This is a genomic window from Haloarcula sp. MBLA0163 (assembly GCF_055632435.1).
Genome location: NZ_CM145745.1, coordinates 411,551 through 428,576 on the forward strand (window position 1 = coordinate 411,551; position 17,026 = coordinate 428,576).

Annotated in this window: 15 protein-coding genes; 11 read left to right on the forward strand and 4 right to left on the reverse strand. The window is 68.5% G+C overall.

All coding sequences use genetic code 11. From position 1 onward, the window contains the following. Positions 1–16: 16 nt before the first annotated feature. Both ACV7GQ_RS02035 and ACV7GQ_RS02040 read right to left on the reverse strand, forming a co-directional pair. Positions 17–1,807: a DUF7289 family protein gene (locus tag ACV7GQ_RS02035; protein ID WP_470311891.1), complete on the reverse strand. Its 1,791-nt coding sequence runs from the start codon at positions 1,805–1,807 to the stop codon at positions 17–19. A gap of 125 nt (positions 1,808–1,932) precedes the next feature. Continuing rightward, positions 1,933–2,349 carry a type IV pilin domain-containing protein gene (locus ACV7GQ_RS02040; protein WP_470311892.1) on the reverse strand — a complete coding sequence of 139 codons (417 nt, stop codon included), beginning with the start codon at positions 2,347–2,349 and terminating at the stop codon, positions 1,933–1,935. 451 nt (positions 2,350–2,800) lie between these two features. Between ACV7GQ_RS02040 and ACV7GQ_RS02045 the strand changes: the two genes are divergently transcribed. The 9 genes from ACV7GQ_RS02045 to ACV7GQ_RS02085 all read left to right on the forward strand — a co-directional run bounded on the left by ACV7GQ_RS02045 (position 2,801) and on the right by ACV7GQ_RS02085 (position 12,183). Continuing rightward, positions 2,801–3,424 (forward strand): RAD55 family ATPase, encoded by a 624-nt coding sequence (locus tag ACV7GQ_RS02045; protein ID WP_470311893.1) that lies wholly within the window; start codon positions 2,801–2,803, stop codon positions 3,422–3,424. 441 nt (positions 3,425–3,865) lie between these two features. Then, on the forward strand, positions 3,866–6,481 hold the full coding sequence (locus ACV7GQ_RS02050; protein WP_470311894.1) for a type II/IV secretion system ATPase subunit: 2,616 nt from the start codon (positions 3,866–3,868) through the stop codon (positions 6,479–6,481). 6 nt (positions 6,482–6,487) lie between these two features. Then, on the forward strand, positions 6,488–6,883 hold the full coding sequence (locus ACV7GQ_RS02055) for a P1/P2 acidic ribosomal protein (protein ID WP_470311895.1): 396 nt from the start codon (positions 6,488–6,490) through the stop codon (positions 6,881–6,883). Further along, entirely contained in the window at positions 6,884–8,917 is a 2,034-nt protein-coding gene (locus ACV7GQ_RS02060) for a type II secretion system F family protein (RefSeq protein ID WP_470311896.1), read from the forward strand. 31 nt (positions 8,918–8,948) lie between these two features. Then, a complete protein-coding gene (locus ACV7GQ_RS02065) occupies positions 8,949–9,446 on the forward strand; it encodes a DUF7287 family protein (protein ID WP_470311897.1) in 498 nt (165 codons plus the stop codon). A gap of 2 nt (positions 9,447–9,448) precedes the next feature. Next, positions 9,449–10,042: a DUF7288 family protein gene (locus ACV7GQ_RS02070; RefSeq protein WP_470311898.1), complete on the forward strand. Its 594-nt coding sequence runs from the start codon at positions 9,449–9,451 to the stop codon at positions 10,040–10,042. Beyond that, a complete protein-coding gene (locus ACV7GQ_RS02075; RefSeq protein ID WP_470311899.1) occupies positions 10,030–11,010 on the forward strand; it encodes a hypothetical protein in 981 nt (326 codons plus the stop codon). Before ACV7GQ_RS02070 ends, ACV7GQ_RS02075 begins: the two co-directional genes overlap by 13 nt. Next, positions 11,003–11,461 carry a DUF7266 family protein gene (locus tag ACV7GQ_RS02080; protein WP_470311900.1) on the forward strand — a complete coding sequence of 153 codons (459 nt, stop codon included), beginning with the start codon at positions 11,003–11,005 and terminating at the stop codon, positions 11,459–11,461. Before ACV7GQ_RS02075 ends, ACV7GQ_RS02080 begins: the two co-directional genes overlap by 8 nt. Continuing rightward, positions 11,458–12,183 (forward strand): DUF7289 family protein, encoded by a 726-nt coding sequence (locus tag ACV7GQ_RS02085; protein ID WP_470311901.1) that lies wholly within the window; start codon positions 11,458–11,460, stop codon positions 12,181–12,183. Before ACV7GQ_RS02080 ends, ACV7GQ_RS02085 begins: the two co-directional genes overlap by 4 nt. Before the next feature lie 23 nt (positions 12,184–12,206). Here ACV7GQ_RS02085 and ACV7GQ_RS02090 read toward each other — a convergent pair whose 3' ends face one another. Together ACV7GQ_RS02090 and ACV7GQ_RS02095 are read right to left on the reverse strand one after the other, a co-directional pair. After that, positions 12,207–13,241 carry a phosphoribosylaminoimidazolesuccinocarboxamide synthase gene (locus tag ACV7GQ_RS02090; RefSeq protein ID WP_470311902.1) on the reverse strand — a complete coding sequence of 345 codons (1,035 nt, stop codon included), beginning with the start codon at positions 13,239–13,241 and terminating at the stop codon, positions 12,207–12,209. Positions 13,242–13,356: 115 nt separating this feature from the next. Continuing rightward, complete coding sequence (locus ACV7GQ_RS02095; protein WP_470311903.1) at positions 13,357–14,226, reverse strand: NAD+ synthase; 870 nt, start codon at positions 14,224–14,226, stop codon at positions 13,357–13,359. A 164-nt stretch (positions 14,227–14,390) separates the two neighbouring features. Here ACV7GQ_RS02095 and ACV7GQ_RS02100 point away from each other — a divergent pair, with 164 nt between their 5' ends. Then, entirely contained in the window at positions 14,391–15,410 is a 1,020-nt protein-coding gene (locus tag ACV7GQ_RS02100; RefSeq protein WP_470311904.1) for a sodium:calcium antiporter, read from the forward strand. Positions 15,411–15,484: 74 nt separating this feature from the next. After that, positions 15,485–16,834 carry a 7,8-didemethyl-8-hydroxy-5-deazariboflavin synthase subunit CofH gene (gene cofH, locus ACV7GQ_RS02105; RefSeq protein ID WP_470311905.1) on the forward strand — a complete coding sequence of 450 codons (1,350 nt, stop codon included), beginning with the start codon at positions 15,485–15,487 and terminating at the stop codon, positions 16,832–16,834. The last annotated feature ends 192 nt before the right edge of the window (positions 16,835–17,026 follow it).

Below are 17,026 nucleotides of genomic sequence, written 5' to 3' on the forward strand. Positions count from 1 at the left end.
TGTTCGACTCATCGTATCAGCTCCCGGATTCGATACGCACTCGGTGGACTGTGACGTACAGCTGCTCTACCTCCGAGAACGGCGAGCGTATCCGGGTCTTGCCCTTGAGCCCGTAGTCGTAGTGGGCGGCGCCGTACTGGCCGACGGTGAGGTTGCCGGTGACGGCCAGGCCGTACAGGTCGCCCTGCTTGATGTAGACGTAGCCGCTCCCGTCGGTACCGGCCGGCGCGTAGAGCAGGCCGTCGAACGTCGCCTTCTTGCTGTTGGACCCGGCGATGGTCGCGTTGAACGCCCGGGTGCCGTACACCCTGAGCTGCCGCGAGTCCTCGCCGGGGACGTGGACGGCGCTGTCCTTGCCCACGTGGAAGTTGACCGCCTTGCTCCCGAGCCCCGTCGGCGAGACGGTCGTGTCGTTCTCGCCGGCGACGACGAACCGCGCGATGCCGTCGCCCTCGACGGTCACGTTGCCGCCCTGCGTCAGTCTCACGTAGTCGCGGACGACCACCGTCACGTCGCCGTCGGTGGTGTTCAGCGTCAGCGAGTCGCCGTCCAGCGTGACGTTGTGGACGTAGTACCGGCCCGCGTCGAGTTCGGCGGACGACCCCGTCATCGCGAGCTGCTCGCCGCTGACGGTCGACGTCCGGTCGTTGTCGTTCCGGTCTCTGACACGCCGGGCGTACGTCTCGACGAACGTGTCGACGGGCATGACCGAGCGCACGCCGTCGATCTCCGCCACCTCGCCGGCGACCTTCGACTGCTCGGTGCTGTCCGGTTCCGGGGCCCGGGTCCAGTAGGCGCTCCCGTTGATACTGGTACTCCCCTGCAGTTCGACCGTCCCGCCGGACCTGACGTCGCCGTCGACGAGCGAGTTCCCCGTCGCCGTGACGTTGCCGGCCGACTGGATGAGGCCGTCCGCCGAGCGGGTCTCGGAGTAGTTCCCGTCCGCGGAGTCGTAGCTGTTCACGTAGGCGCCGGTTCCCGCGACGGCCAGTTCGCCCGCACTCGACGTCGCGATGATGCCCGCGTCGAAGGTGGTTCGCCCGGGCAGGACGACGAACGTCACCGCCACGCGCTCGTTCGCGTGGTCGTAGCGCACGATGGCGTCGGTCTCGGTCTCGAAGTGACGCCCCCACGCGTCGTAGTACTCGCTCTGGACCGTCACCGTCACCGACCCGCTGTCGGGCGGGTTGGCGAACCCGAGCGTCCGGTTCGGGTACCGCTGGACCGGTGCGCCGTCCGGCCGACTGTCGAGCCGGCTCGAGAGCCCCGTCTCGCCGTCCATCGACACCACCGGGAGCGTCACGGTCCGGTCCCGGTAGTGGAACTCCGGCCGAGAGAGCATCACCGACCCGTCGCCGTCGCGCCGCCAGACGCCGCCGCCCTGTGACGCGACGGCCGTCTCGCCCTGTCTGTACTCGACCGTCCCGAGCGACTCGTTCACGACGACGGTCTCGGCGCTCGTCTCGTTGTCGACGGTGACGCGGACCCACCCGGTGTCGTGGTACCGGACCTCGCCGTCGTTGGCACGCAGGCCGAGGTCGGTACTGGCGCGGGACTGCCCGAACGCGACGGCGCTCACGTCGGTATCGAACGCTGCGAGCGCGTGTTCGGCCGCGCCCACCTCCGCCCTGTCGCGCGTCTCGACGATGGCCGTCGTCCCGCTCGCGACGAGGACGGACAGGCTCATGACGACGACGACCAACAACAGGACGACGGCGATGACCTCCGACTGGCCGCGTGCGGTCGTCGAGCCGCCGCTGGTCGTAGTGCCCGTCTCGTCGGTCCGTCGGGTCGTGTCTGCGTTCATTGTGTGTCTCGTCGTGTCCCCCGTGTGTCGTCCCCTGTGCCCGGCGTTATCCGCCACCGACGACGGATACCGAACGCCAGACGGGGACCGGGGCCGGAATCAGTGTTCTGTCTGTGCGTGCGTGGTCACGGCGCCGTCGACGTGGCGAGGACCGCGCTCTTGTCGCTGTTCGGAGCGTTGTAGACGACCTTGATCTGCGCACCCGACGCAACACTAGTTCCGCTAGTGAGGGTGTCGCCTGCTGCAATCTCCGTGCCTGCGGCGGGGTTGACAAGGACGCTGCCGTCTTCCTTCACGACTATGTTCCCCGATTTCAGCGTATCGCCGCCGTCGTGCGTTATCGTCACAGTGCCAGCGCCGGTGTCGTAGTCGAACGTGAAGCTCGCCTGTGGCGTCGCGCTCGTCGAGCTGCCCAGCCCGAGCACGAACGAGCCGATGACGGCTGCGAGGATGACCGTAATCGCGACCATCAGCACGACGCCGATGACCGGTGAGACCGCGTCGTCGTCCGCGAACAGTGCTTTGAGGTTTCGTAGTTGCATGGTTCTGTGGTGGATGGTTCCCGAGTACGGTTCGGCAGTCGCGTCGCCCCGTCACGCCGCCCGACACTGGTGTCCGCGACGGCCCCACGCCCGTCCCGCCCGCGACCTTGCGGGCGAGCAGGGTGGTGCCGTCGTGCCTCCCCACCGCGCCGACTCCCTCGCACTCTCGACCATCGCTGCACCTGGTCCATCTGCTCAGTGGGATATTGTTATCCGATAAATACCTCATTACCGTGATAGATATACCTGAAACGTTCAACTACTGTTCAGGACTGTTCACGGTAGTAGCCCGTTTCTTCCCGCGCTACGTCGGTCGTATGGGGGCTGTAACAACGTGTGTACTGTCGAAAGGGTCCATATCGATGGGACCACTCAGTACTGATCGACCGAACGGTGACAGACCTCGCGCACGGGTGTGCGAGCGGGTGCGAGCAGACCGGCGGGGTGGACGATGACTCGCGTCCTCCGGACTGGCATCGACGTGTTGGACCGGAAACTGAACGGCGGCGTGCCGCCGGGGAGCCTCGCGCTCCTCTCCGCTGACCCGGCGAGCCAGTCCGAACAGTTCCTCTACGAGCTGACCACCCCGCGGCGGACAGCCTATCTCACCACGGCACGGTCGAAGCGGGCGGTCGGGACCGCGATGCGGAACGCCGGCGGGACGCTCGACACCACGGACCTCTACGCCATCGGCGAGCGCCCGCTGAAAGAGACGTACCGGGTCATCCGCGACAGTCCGGCCCAGTCGACCATCGTCGTCGACACGGTCGACATGCTCGAGACCGGGAACACGCAGGAGTACCTCCACTTCCTCAACGACGTCCGCGACACGCTCGCCGAGAAAGACAGCTTCGCGGTCATGCACGGCCTCGACGGCCGGCAGGTCCCCGTCCAGCGCGACGTCACCGAGTACCTGGCCGACATCATATTCGAGCTCTCGACGGAGGTGCGGGGCGAGAGCATCGAGAACCGGCTCATCGTGCCGAAGTTCCGGGGCGGCGCGCCGTTCGACGAGACGGTGAAGCTCGAACTGACGCAGGAAGTCGCCATCGACACCAGCCGAGATATAGCTTGATTGATATTTTCCGACGGGCATCACTCGGTGCAGAACTCGCTTACTGCTCGTCCGTCTCGCGTATCCGGTGGTTTCGTATAACTATTCCATCATTCGAGCGGCGCTCCGCTCGACGCCGAGGTAACGCGGCCCCTTCCGTCGTCACGGCTCGTTCTCACCTCGGATACTGGCGTAGATGCCCGCTACCGCCACGAGCGGGTCTGTGGACCGTCGTCCCAGTTGCGGTCGTAGAAGCGGTACACCGTCTCTAATTTCAGGTAAACCACACATTACCAACACCGTGTAGGTGCGTGGTGCTACCCAGCCACACGCGCTCCGGCCTCGTCGGGTCAGGCACCGATTTATCGGTGGCCGACGGCGCCGAGGGCCGTGTGTTGGGACTACAATGAGTGAACACAGCACTTCGAACGGTGGGGACTCGCAACGACGGGGTGACGGACCGTGACGTCCGCGCCCGGACCGTCCGAGAACGACGACCGGCGGGACCGCCCGGTCGCGGTCGGCACGTACACCTGGGACGACCTGCTGGCCGAGCTGGGGTACGGCGCGGACGTCGACCGGGTCGTCGAGACGGAGCAGTCCGACGACGACGGCGGCGTCCTCGGGACCTTCGGCCGGCGGACGACCGACGATGCGCCCGTCCGGACGCGGGACTGGACGGCGACGGCGTTCTCGCCCGCGGCGTACCTCGGCTGCCACCCGGACGAGTTCCCCGCACGCGTCGGCCGCGCGAAGGCGAACGCCGACCGGCTCTACGAGCAGTACGCGGAGTGGATCGCCGCCACGCCGGTGACGAAGGACGAGTACACGTGGGAGCACTTCAAGTGGGAGTACCACTACGACGAGGACGGCCACCCGCCCGGAGACGGCGACGGGACCGCCGAGCCGTTCGACCCGGAATCGTTCCTCGGCTTCCCGCCCGAGGAGATGACAGACCGGCTCACGCGGGCCAGCGACTTCGCCGAGGCCGTCGACGAGATCGTCGACCGGCGCACGGTCAACGTCAACCCCGAGATCGACGAGGACGCGTTCTTCTCGACCCACGACGGCCTGACGACGCTCGCGAACCGCTACGACCTGGAGAAGGCGGTCCCGATGGAGAAGAAGCGCCACTTCGTCGAGGTGGAGCGCTACTGGGTGAACAAACCGTACGCCTGCGTCGTCGTCTTCCACTCCATCAAGGAGAACGAGAAGAAGTACACCGTCGTCGAACCGTACATGAACGACATCGAGGTGCGGGTCAAGGAGTACCTGACCGGCCGCCTCAGGACGGCGGTGAAGTACTCCGACGACGACGCCCTCATCGACGGCGACGAGGCCGACAGAGCCGACGTCATCCGGTCGGAGACGCTCCGGCTCCTAGACCAGTACGACCTCCGCGAGGGCGTCCGGGACGACAGCGTCGTCGGGCAGTTCAAGGACCTGTTCGACATCGGCGCGGCCGCGGAGTCCTCCGACCGCGAGCTACAGGGCCTCGCGGCGCGACCGGAGCCGGCGGTCATCGAGGAGGACGCCGGGACGCTGACGGAGGCACAGGTCGAGCGCCTCCTGTACGAACTGCAGCGGGACTTCCTCGGCTACGAGCGCATCGACCCCATCAAGCACGACGTCAACGTCGAGGACATCTCCTGTGACGGCTACGACTCCCCGGTCTTCGTCTACCACACGGAGTACGAGAACGTCATCACGAACGTCAGCCACGACGAGACGGGACTGGACAACTTCGTCGTCAAACTCGCCCAGCGCTCGGGGAAGGGCATCTCGAAGCGGCGACCGCAGGTGGACGCGACGCTGCCGGACGGCTCGCGTGCCCAGTTGACGCTGGGCCGGGAGGTCTCGGACCACGGGACCAACTACACCATCCGGCAGTTCAAGGACGTCCCCTTTACCCCGATCGACCTCATCAACTGGAACACGTTCTCGCTAGAGGAGATGGCGTTCCTCTGGCTCGCCATCGAAAACAACCGGAGCCTCATCTTCGCCGGCGGGACGGCCTCGGGGAAGACGACGAGCCTGAACGCCGTCTCGCTGTTCATCCCCTCGAACTCGAAGATCGTCTCCATCGAGGACACCCGCGAGGTCGAACTCCCACAGCGCAACTGGGTCGCCAGTGTCACTCGCCCCTCCTTCGGCGAGGACGACGTGGGCGACGTCGACGAGTTCGACCTGCTCGAGGCCGCGCTCCGACAGCGACCGGAGTTCATCGTCATGGGCGAGGTCCGCGGCGAGGAGGGTCGCACGCTGTTCCAGATCATGTCGACCGGGCACACGACGCTGACGACGTTCCACGCCGACTCCGTCGGCGAGGTGCTCAAGCGGTTCACCACGGACCCCATCAACGTCTCGAAGACGATGTTCACCGGCCTCGACCTGGTCTCCATCCAGACCCAGACCCGCGTGCAGGGCCGGAAGGTCCGGCGGAACAAGACCATCACCGAGGTCAACCACTACGACGCCGAGAACGACGAGATAAACATCCGCGACATCTTCGAGTGGCAGCCCGAGAGCGACGAGTTCCTGCAGCTCGGTCGCTCGAACACGCTCCAGGAGATACAGTTCGACAGGGGGTGGGACCGCGAGCGACTCGAGGACGAGCTGTTCAAGCGGAAGGTCGTGCTGGCCTACCTCGTCGAGAACGACTGCAACGACTACGCGGAGGTCGCCGCGACGCTGCAGGCGTTCATCAACGACCCGGAGGCGATCCTCGCACTGCTGGCCCGAGGTGAACTCGGGGAGAGCCTCTCTGACCTCCGGGAGATGGAGAGCGTCGAGATAGACATCGACCCGGAGACGGAGGCGGTCGTCCCGCGGCCGGACCCCGACCCGGAGACGCGAGAGGTCGCGAAGGAGATTCTCGACGTCGCCGACGGGACGCTCTTCGAGGAGTACCGCGGCCGCGACGCGTTCTCGCTGATGGACGCGCTGCCGGAGCACGCGCGGGCGAAGGGCGCCGAGATACGGAGCGGGCTGGCAGCCGACGGGATGGGGACGGCCCCCCTGGCCGACCCCGTGGTCGTGGAACAGGGCGACGAACAGACCGACGACGACACGGAGTGAGACACCATGGAATACGTCTACGCAGCACTCATCCTGCACGAGACCGGCGCTGAGATCAACGAATCGAACCTGACCGCTGTCCTCGACTCGGCGGACGCAGAGGTCACCGAGTCACGCATCAAGGCGGTCGTCGCGGCGCTCGAGGACGTCGACCTCGCCGCGACGAAAGCGAAGACGATGGCCTCGGACGAGGCGGACCTCGCGGTGCCCGAGACGGACGACGCGGTCCTCGAACCCGAGGCCGGGGACGGGGCGGACGACGACGACCCGGGCGACTCGCTCGACACGCTGTTCGAAGCGGACGAGACGAGTGGAGCGGTCGGGCCCGACGACGAACCGGACGGCGAACCATCGCCCGACGCCGGCGAGGACGCGGTGTCCGACGACGAGACGGGGGCATAGATGAGTACCGAGACCGGCGACCACCCGACGGTCCGCACGCTCGAAGGGGGCGCGGACAGACTCGGGAACGCGTTCTACCCGGTCTACGACTACGTGTTCGAAGACGACGACCAGTTCGTCGCGACCGTCGAGCGGAAACTCGCCGAGGCGCGGATGCCCGTGACCGTCGAGATGTACCTCTCGCGGGCCGTCGGTGTCGGCCTCATCACGGGGGTCGCGCTCTGGTTCGTCGGCATCGCGCTCGGCTACCTGCTCGCCACCACCGGCGTCCTGTCCGGCCCGTTGCTGGGCGTCCCGCTCCCGGAGAGCTCCGTCCTCGTCACGCTCGTCCGGACGCTCCGCGTGCCGTTCGTCGTCGTGGTCCTCGGGTTCGGACTCGGCGGCCTCGGGTTCGGCCTCGGCTTCGGGGGCCTCCTCGCGGTCCCGTACTCGCGTGCGAGCGCCCGCCGCCGGGAGATAAACATGCTCCTCTCGGACTCGGTGTCGTTCATGTACGCCCTCTCCATCGGCGGCCTCAGCCAGCTCGAACTGCTGGAGGCGATGGCGAAGGCCGAGGACACCTACGGCGAGGTGTCCCAGGAGTTCCAGGCCATCGTCAGGGAGACGAACTCGCTGGACACCGACTACCGGACCGCGATTCGACACCAGCTGGAGCAGACGCCCAGCGACGAGCTCCGGGAGTTCCTCGTCGACATGCTCGCGGTCATCAACAGCGGCGGTGACATGACCTCGTTCCTCGACAACAAGAAGCACAAGTACATGCGGGCGGCCAAACAGGAGCAGGAACAGACGCTCGACGTCCTCGAACTGCTCGGGGAGATGTACATCACGCTGTCGCTGTTCCCCCTGCTGCTGGTCATCATCCTCGTCATCATGAACATGCTCGGGAACGCCTCGGAGCTCCTGCTGTACGTCACCGTCTACGGGCTGATTCCGCTCATCGCCGCCGCCTTCCTCGTCCTCGTCACGACGGTCAAGCAGGACGAGTTCGGCGACGGGGTCATCCGGCCGCGCGAGCAGAGCGCGTGGCTCGAGACGCAGGGCCGCAGTGGCCTGCGTGACCTCGGCTTCATCACCGCCTTCAGCGGGAGCTACCACATCTTCGACCGCATCGAGCGCAAGAAGGGGCTCCAGGAGACGGTCGACCTGTTGCGGAACCCGCACCTGTTCTTCAAGGACAACCCGCTGTACACCCTCGCGCTCTCCGTGCCGGCCTCGCTCTCGTTGGTCGGCGCGGCGGCCCTCTCCGGGGCCGTTCCGGTGTCGTGGGACGGCGTCGTCGCACGACCCGTGTGGGCGACGTTCGTCTACTGCTACGTGCCGCTGTTCCTCGTCGTGACCCCGCTGGCGGTGTTCCACGAGTGGGACCGCCGCTCCCGCCGCGCGCTGCTCGGGAACCTCTCGGACACCCTCCTGAAGCTCTCGACGGTCAACGACACCGGGGCGACGACGCTCGAATCGATAAAGACCGTCTCGGAGACGTCCTCGGACAAGCTCGCCGACGAGTTCCGGGCCATCTACCGGAAGGTCAACTACGGGATGAGCCTCAAGGAGTCGCTTATCGAGTTCAACAACAAGTACCGCATCCCGCGTCTCGCGCGGACGGTGAAGCTCGTCACGAAGGCCCAGGAGGCGTCCAGTCACATCTCGGAGGTGCTGTCGACGGCCGCGAAGGCCAGCGAGGTGCAGGACGACCTGGCGCGTGAGCGCCGCTCGCGGACGCTGATGCAGGTCGCCATCGTCCTGATGACGTACGTCACCCTGCTGGGCGTGATGGCGCTGCTGAAGGTGCAGTTCATCGACGTCATGGCGGAGTTCGGCGCCGACCAGCCGGCCCGGACCGGCGGCGGGATGTCGCTGGCCGGCGTCGACGCCGACCTGCTCTCGCTGATGTTCTTCCACGCCGTGACGATACAGGCCGTCTCCGCGGGGCTCATCGCGGGCTACCTGCGCGAGGCGACCCTGCGCGGCGGCGCGAAGTTCGTCGTCGTCCTCCTGACGATATCGCTCGCGGTCTGGATGGTGGTGGGGTGAGATGGCGCCGGCACCGTCGACAAGGGGGCAGATGCCCATCGACTTCCTGACGGGGATGGCGGTGTTCTTCGTCGTCGTCGGGTTCGTCCTCCTGTTCGTCCCGGACCTGCTCACGCCGACCGACGGGGGGCAGGAGACGGCGCTGGTCGCGGACAGGGTGGGAACCCAGCTCGTCGAGCTACACCTCGGCGACCCCGGCGCCACGACGCTCTCGACCTGTGCCTTCTGGTTCTTCAACCAGAGCGGCGCGAACCCCTGTGGCACCTTCGACACGAGCGCGACGCTCACCGACCAGGTCGGCGTCGACGAGCGCTACGGCGTGAACGTGACGCTCCGCCGGGACGTCGCCGGCGACCCGACCCGGGAGGTCCTGTGTGCCGACGGCGGGAGCGTCGTGCCGTGTTCGACCGGCGGGTCGCCGCTGGCGGTCGGGCCCCCACCTACCAGCAGCGACGCCTCCGTCGCCACGGCGCGGCGGCACGTCTCGCTGGACGGCACGGCGGCGACGTTACGGGTGGAGGTGTGGTGACGATGTCGACCCGCGGACAGGCGTACACGCTGGAGGCGTTCGTCGCCGCGCTCGTCCTCCTCGGTGCCGTCGTCTTCGCGCTCCAGTCGACGGCCGTGACGCCACAGACCGCGAGCACGGCCAGCGGGGCCCAGCAGCAGCAACTCGAACGCGTCGGGAGCGGCGTGCTGGACGCCGCCGCCGAGGACGGCTCGCTCCGCCGGACGGTGCTGTACTGGAACGAGGGGACGGGGACGTTCCACGGCCTCGAACCGTACGAGTCGGCCTACAGCAACGGGACGCTCCCGACCGACTTCGGCGACCGACTCGACCGCAGCGTCGGCGCCGACGGCGTGGCCTACAACGTCCGGGTCCGGTACCGTACCACCGCGGGCGGGACGGCGACGAGAGCGGTCGTCGACAGCGGGACCCCCAGCGACGACGCCGTCAGCGTCGCCGCGTTCCTCACGCTCTACGACGACGACGTGGTGTACGCGGCCGCGGAGACGCCGACCGGCCGGACGCTGACGAACGCGTCGCTCTACGTGCCCGACAGCGCCCCGGACAGCGGCGTCTACAACGTGGTCCGGGTGGAGGTGGTCCTGTGGTCCACCTGACGCGCCCCGAACGGGCGGACCGCGGACAGGTGCTGCTCGTGACGACGTTCGGCATCGCCGTCCTGTTCGTGGTGCTGGCGCTGGCGCTGAACGCGTCGGCGTACTCACAGACGATGGCCGCGAACCACGACGACGGCGGCGGGGAGGCCGTCGCGTTCGCCGAGGCGGCCACCGAGGGAGCGGACGGGACGCTCGCGTACGTCAACCGCCACAACGACACGGACTACGCGACCCTGCAGACCGAACTGGACGAGGGCGTCGCCGACTGGCGCGAGCAGGCCGACGGCTACGCGGCCCGGCGCGGGGCGAGAGCGACCGTCTCGGTCACCGGCACGACCGAGGGGACCCGCATCGTCCAGAACGTCTCGACCCGCCCGATGACGAACGCTTCCGGAGCCGACAACTGGACGCTCGCCGACGGCGTCTCGGGCACGCGCGACGCCCGACTGAACGTCTCCGAGAGCGCGCTGGTGGGCTCGCCGGACGACACCAACGCGACCACGCTGCACGAGGACCGCGTGTTCCACCTCGACGTGACCGACGGGGCCGACGTGTGGCGCCTGTTCGTCTACCGGAAGGGCGGCGACGTGGTCGTCAGGGTGCAGGACACGAGCGGGTCACTACTGCCCGCCTGTGCGGTCTCGGCGGGGGCCGACGGGTACGCCGTCGTCGACCTCTCGGACGGCTCCCTCGAAGGCACCGACTGTCCGCAGGTCGCGGGGTTCGACGCCGTCGGGAGTTCCTACGACGTCGCCTACTACTGGGGGTCGAACGCCGCCGGCAACTACTCCATGATCGTCGACCGGTCCCGTCCGTTCGTCGAGGACGGCGACTACGGGACGGCGGGCAGCGGCGACCCGTTCGTGACCGAGCGGCTCTACAGCGCGTCGATACGCGTGACCTACGAGACGCCGACGACCGAGTACGTCACCGAGACGACGGTGCTGGCGGGTGATGCGGATGACTGAGCGCGGCGCCTCCACGGCAGTCGGGTACGTCCTGACGCTGGGCATCACGCTGTTGCTCGTCGTCACCCTGCTCTCGGTGTCCGTCTCGCTCGTCGAGGACGAACGCAGCAAGGCGGTCCACTCGGAGCTGTCCGTCCTCGGGAACCGCCTCGCCTCGGCGTTGACCTCGGCCGACAGCATGGCCCGGGCGGCCGACACACCGGAGACGGTCACGGTGCGGGCGCCGCTCCCGGACCGCGTCGCGAACGGCCAGTACCGACTCACAATCGACGAGCGGGCGGACGCCGGGGCGTTCTACCGGTACCGCATCGTCCTCGTGAGCGACGTGGCCGACACCTCCGTCGCGGTCCACCTCAAGACCGGGACCGAAATCGCGGAGACGACCGTCGACGGCGGCCCGGTCGTCGTGACCTACGACGACGGCACCGACACGCTGGAGGTGGACGCGTGACCGACCGCGCCCAGAGCACGACCGTCGGGTTCGTCGTCATCTTCGGCACCGTCCTCGTGCTGGTCGGACTCGTCAGCGTCGGCGGCTTCGCGGCCCTCGAAGACGTGCGGGACGAGGAACGGGTCACCAACGGGGTCCGCTCGTTCGAGGTGCTGGCGACCAACGTCGACGACGTCGCCCGCGAGGGCGTCCCGAGTCGGACGACGACGGTGAAACTCGACGGCGTCTCGCTGTCGGTCGGGCCGGACGTGAGGTTCGAGGTCCACGTCCCGGCCGACGGGGTCCGGACGACGGTCGACACCCGTCCGCTCGTGCTGGCTGCCGGGGACGGCACGCGGGTCGTCTACGCGAACGGGGGCGTCATCCGCGAAGACCGGGCCGGACAGGTGATGGCCAGACCGCCGCGCCTGCTCCTCACGGCCGACTACGCCCGGTTCCACGTCGTCCGCACGCGCCCGGTGGCGGCGACGTCGGTCGGCGGCCGGACCACCGCCAGCGTCCGGACGACCCGCAACGAGACGACGGTCACACAGACCGACACGGCGGGCGACACCGTCTACCTCAACGTGACCAGCCCGCGGCACGAGGCGTGGGGCCGGTACCTCGATAGCCGGCCGCAGGTGAGCTGTACGTCCGTCGGCGGCAACACGGTGTCGTGCGTGGTCACGACCGACGAGACGACGGTGGCGGTGACGGACGTGGACGTGCGGCTCGACGACTGAGACGGGCGTCGTCGGGCCGGCGCTCAGAGGTCCCGGACGGCGTCGACGGCGGCCGACAGCGACGGGGCGTCGAAGACGTCGCCGCCGACGTAGGCGTTGGTCCCGGCACAGTAGAGGTCCCGGGCGGCCAGCACGACCGACTCGTCGAGCGGCGCCGGCGAGACGTCACACAGCGACTTCCAGTCGGCGACGCCCTGCTCGGTGGCCTGCTGTTTGGCCGCGGCGACGGCGTCGACCCACTCGGGTTGGGTGCGCTTGTGGTACTGGCGGATGACCTCCTTCGAGACCTGCTGGCCGTCGTAGGAGAAGCGGTTCTCGTCGAAGGTGCCGACGACGTCGGCGACACGGATCTGGCCCTCGTGGTAGAGACACTCGATCTTCCCGTCCTCGTGGACCAGGTCGGCGTCCGCGGCCTGGTCCGTGACGACGTGGTTGACAGCCAGGGCCAGCTCCTCTAGCTGGTCGACGTCGGCCGTGCCGGCGATGCGGTCGGCGTCCTCGCGGTCGAGGTAGCTGTCCTGCTCCTCGTACTTCGTGGAGAACTCGACGATGGGCTGGTCCAGGTCCACGACTTCGTCCGGCCACGTCTCGAAGTCGAGACCGTGGTCCGCGGGGTCGGTGCGCTTGCGGAGCGACGACCCGACCGGCACGCGGTTCCGGAAGACGATCTCGAGCGGAATCAGGTAGTTCTGCCCCGCCTCGGCGTGGTAGGCCTCGTAGTCGTACTCCCCGTCATCGAAGGGCAGGTCCGGCACCTGGGTCAGCGAGATGACCATCTCTTCCGGTGCGTGGCCCGTCGAGAGCGCCTCGCCGAGGTCCAGCACCGCGTCGCTGTCGCCGACCCGGACGCCCTCGTAGTGGGTCGGGATATGGTTCTCCTCCAGCAACTGGAAGTTGAACGCGCCCATCGTACACAGCGAGGCCCCCTTGTCGGGAATCCGGTCGGGCATCTTCCCCCAGTCGAACACCGAGTAGTCGTCCGTGAACACGAAGGCGCCGCGGCCGAGGTCGGTGGCCGTCGCCGCCTCGTCGATACGGAACTCCTTGACGCTCGTCATTGCCGGCGCTTTGCGGGCGGGGACAAAGACGTTTCTCACTCGGCACGAGGGGCCTCCGCGGCAGGCAACCGAACCGCGGCGTCCGGGCGTCTCCGCGGCGAGTCGCCGGAACTGCTCAGTGGGACTCGTCGACCGTCGGCCGCCGGGACCGCTCACCGATTCCCGGCGTCGGCGGCCTCGCCCGTTTGTGGGCCGTCGCCGAACACATCGAGACGAGCCGGCTCGCCGTCGCCGTCTCGACGCCGAGCGAGTCGGCCACGCCGTCGACCGGGTCGCCCTGCTCGACGACGCGCCACAGCACCGAATCGACGACGTCGTAGGTCGCGCCGAGGTCGTCGGCGTCGGTCTGGCCCGCCCGGAAGCCGGCGGTCGGCGTCCGCTCGACGATGGCGTCGGGCAGGCCGAGATGGCGACCGAGCGCCCGGACCTCCGTCTTGTAGAGGTCGCCGAGGGGGAACAGGTCGGCACCGCCGTCGCCGAACTTCGTGACGTACCCCAGCAGGAGTTCCGACCGGTTGGCCGTGCCCACGACCAGGCGGTTCGTCCGGTTGGCGGCGTAGTACGCACAGGTGGTGCGCAGCCGCGCGACGGCGTTGCCGAGCGCGCGGTCGTCGGTCGGCACCGACCCGTCCGTCTCGCCGGGGTCGAGGCTCGGGACGACGTCGTGGTCGAACTGGTGGAGGAGGGGCCGGAGGTGGACGCGCTCGAACGCGATGCCGAGCTGGTCCGCGACGGTCTCGGCCTCCATCGCCGCGGTGGCGTCGGTCTTGTGGCAGGGCATCGCGAGCCCGAGGACGCGCTCCGGGCCGAGCGCCTCGGCGGCGAGCGTGGCCGTCACGGTCGAGTCGAGCCCGCCGCTCATCGCGACGACGACGCCGTCCGCGTCGGCGGCCCCGACGCGCTCCCGGAGGAAGGAGACGACGGCCGACTCGACCGCGGCCACGTCGTCGACGGGGAACTGCACTACGCTGTCTGGAGACTGCATCTGATCCGTCATTGGTGGACGTCTGTATCGCTCCTACGTGCAGACCTGACGGACGGTGGCATATACGACTAGTCCTTAAACACTTGTGAGACTCGGAGGGACTGCTAGCGGTTCTGACCGCCAGAGGACAATCCCTTTCCCGTCGCTCCGTCATCACCGACCACATGGCCGGGAACCTGCTCGTCGCGGTCGGCGTCGTCGTCGCGGCGACGGTGGCGATATGGAAGGGGAGCGAGTGGCTGGAGACGGCGAGCGAGCGGCTCGCGGCCCACTACGGCCTGCCGGACGTGGTGCAGGGGGCGATACTCGTCGCCGTCGGGTCCAGCTTCCCGGAGCTCGCGACCGTCGTGTTCGCGGCGCTCGACGGGTCCATGCCGCTGGGCGTCGGGGCCATCGTCGGGTCGGCCATCTTCAACGTCCTCGTGATCCCCGCCGTCGCGGGCATCGCCACCGAGGGCGACATCGAGTCCAACCGGACGCTCGTCTACAAGGAGGCCCAGTTCTACATGCTGGCCGTCTCCGTCCTGCTCATCACGTTCGCGCTCGCGGTCATCTACTACCCGGGCGAGGCGGCGCTGTCGGGCGCGGTCACCCGCCCGCTGGCGGCGATACCGCTCGCGCTGTACGGGCTCTACGTCTTCATCCAGTACCAGGACACGGCCGACCACGAGAGCGACGGGCGCGAGGCCGCGGACGTCGCCGTCCGACGCCAGTGGCTCTTCCTCGTGGCCGGCCTCGCGGTCATCTTGGTGGCCGTCGAGAACCTCGTCCACTCGGTGTCGGTCGTCGGCCGGGCGGTCGGCGCCGACGAGTTCCTGCTGGGCGTGACCGTCCTGGCGGGGGCGACCAGCCTCCCCGATACGCTCGTCAGCGTCCGCGCCGCCCGCCGGAACCGCGGCGTCACCTCGCTGGCGAACGTCCTCGGCTCGAACACGTTCGACCTGCTCGTCGCGATTCCGGCGGGCGTGCTCCTCGTCGGCGCGTGGACCGTCGACTTCGCCATGGCCGTCCCGATGTTCGGCGTCCTCACGCTGGCGACCATCTGCCTCTTCACGGCCCTGCGGACCGACCTCTCGCTGAGCACCGCGGAGTCGTACGGACTGCTGGCGGCGTACGTCGTCTTCGTCGGATGGGTGGTCGCCGAGACGCTCGGTGCGGTCACCGGCATCCTTCCGGCGGGATAGGCCACCGCGGGCGGGTGTCCCGCCGTCCGCGGACACCCACACGTTTTTGCCCGTCGTTCCCTTTCGAACGAGCAATGCCGGACGCCTCCGACGCCGCGGACCCCGCCGGTGAGTTCGACTTCGCCCACCGGCCGGTGACCGACCAGTCCTTCGAGAACGCGCTCGCGAAGGCCCGCGACGGACACCGTCTCTCCGTGGCCGACGGCGTCGAACTCATCACCACCGGGACCGACCGCGACGGCATCGACCGGCGGCGGAAAGAGCAGGTGCTCGAGGCCGCAGACCGGCGCCGCGCCGAGGTGGTCGGCGACGAGGTGACGTTCGTCGCCAACCTCAACAACAACGTCACGACGGCCTGCAACACGGGCTGTCTGTTCTGCAACTTCAAGGACCGCTCCGAGCAGTTCCGCAGCAGCTACCAGGACGACCACGGCGGGTTCACGAAGACCCCCGCGGAGTCCCGCGACATCGTCCGGGACGCCGTCGAGCGCGGTATCTACGAGGTCACGTCCGTCTCCGGCCTCCACCCCGCGCTGGCGCTCGACGACGAGCACCTGGAGATACTGGCAGCTAGCGACCGGGGCGACCTGAACTACCGCCCGGCCAGCGAGTACGACGTCGACCCGGGCACCTACTCCGAGCAGCTGCGGGCGATGGCCGTCGACGGCGTCCACGTCCACTCGATGACCCCCGAGGAGGCGTACCACGCCCGCCGGGGGACCGACTGGTCCTACGAGACGGTGTACCGTCGCCTGCAGGACGCCGGCCTCGACAGCGTCCCCGGGACGGCCGCCGAGATACTCGTCGATGAGGTACGCGACGTCATCTGTCCCGGGAAGATAGACAGCGGCGAGTGGCTCGACGCGATGGAGGCCGCCGCCGCCGTCGGGCTGGACATGACGGCGACCATCATGTACGGCCACGTCGAGAACGCCAGACACCGGGTCCAGCACCTCCAGAAGGTCCGGGACCTACAGGACCGGACCGGCGCCATCACGGAGTTCGTCCCGCTGTCGTTCGTCCACGAGGAGACGCCGCTGTACGACCGCGACATGGTCTCGGGCGGCGCCAGCCGCGACGAGGACGAGCTGATGATAGCCGTCTCGCGGCTCTTCCTCGACAACGTCGACCACATCCAGTCCTCGTGGGTCAAGTACGGCGACGCCCACGGCCTGAAGATGCTCACCTGCGGCGCCGACGACTTCATGGGGACCATCCTCTCCGAGGAGATAACGAAGCGCGCCGGCGGCGGCTACGGCGAGTTCCGCTCCGTCCGCGAGTACGCCGACATGATAACGGCCATCGGTCGCACCCCGGTCGAGCGGTCGACCGACTACCGGCAGCGCCGGCTCGTCGACCCGGACGCCGCCGTGGTCGGGCCGGAACTGGGGCCGAAGGCCGACGGCACGCCGCTGCTGGACTGAGGCGTCGCTATCCAATCGGTGTCTGCGTCGGAAAATCGGCGGGACCGCGTCCTCGGTCGCGGTCTCGCCGAGACGACGTCGTTGCCCGGGTTGGCTGTCAGAGGCACGCCCCGGACGTTCAATAGTAAGGGTGCGAGGGGGTATATATCTAGAACCTAGCTGTCTAGGCGGCTCCCGCTCCGCGTCGAATCG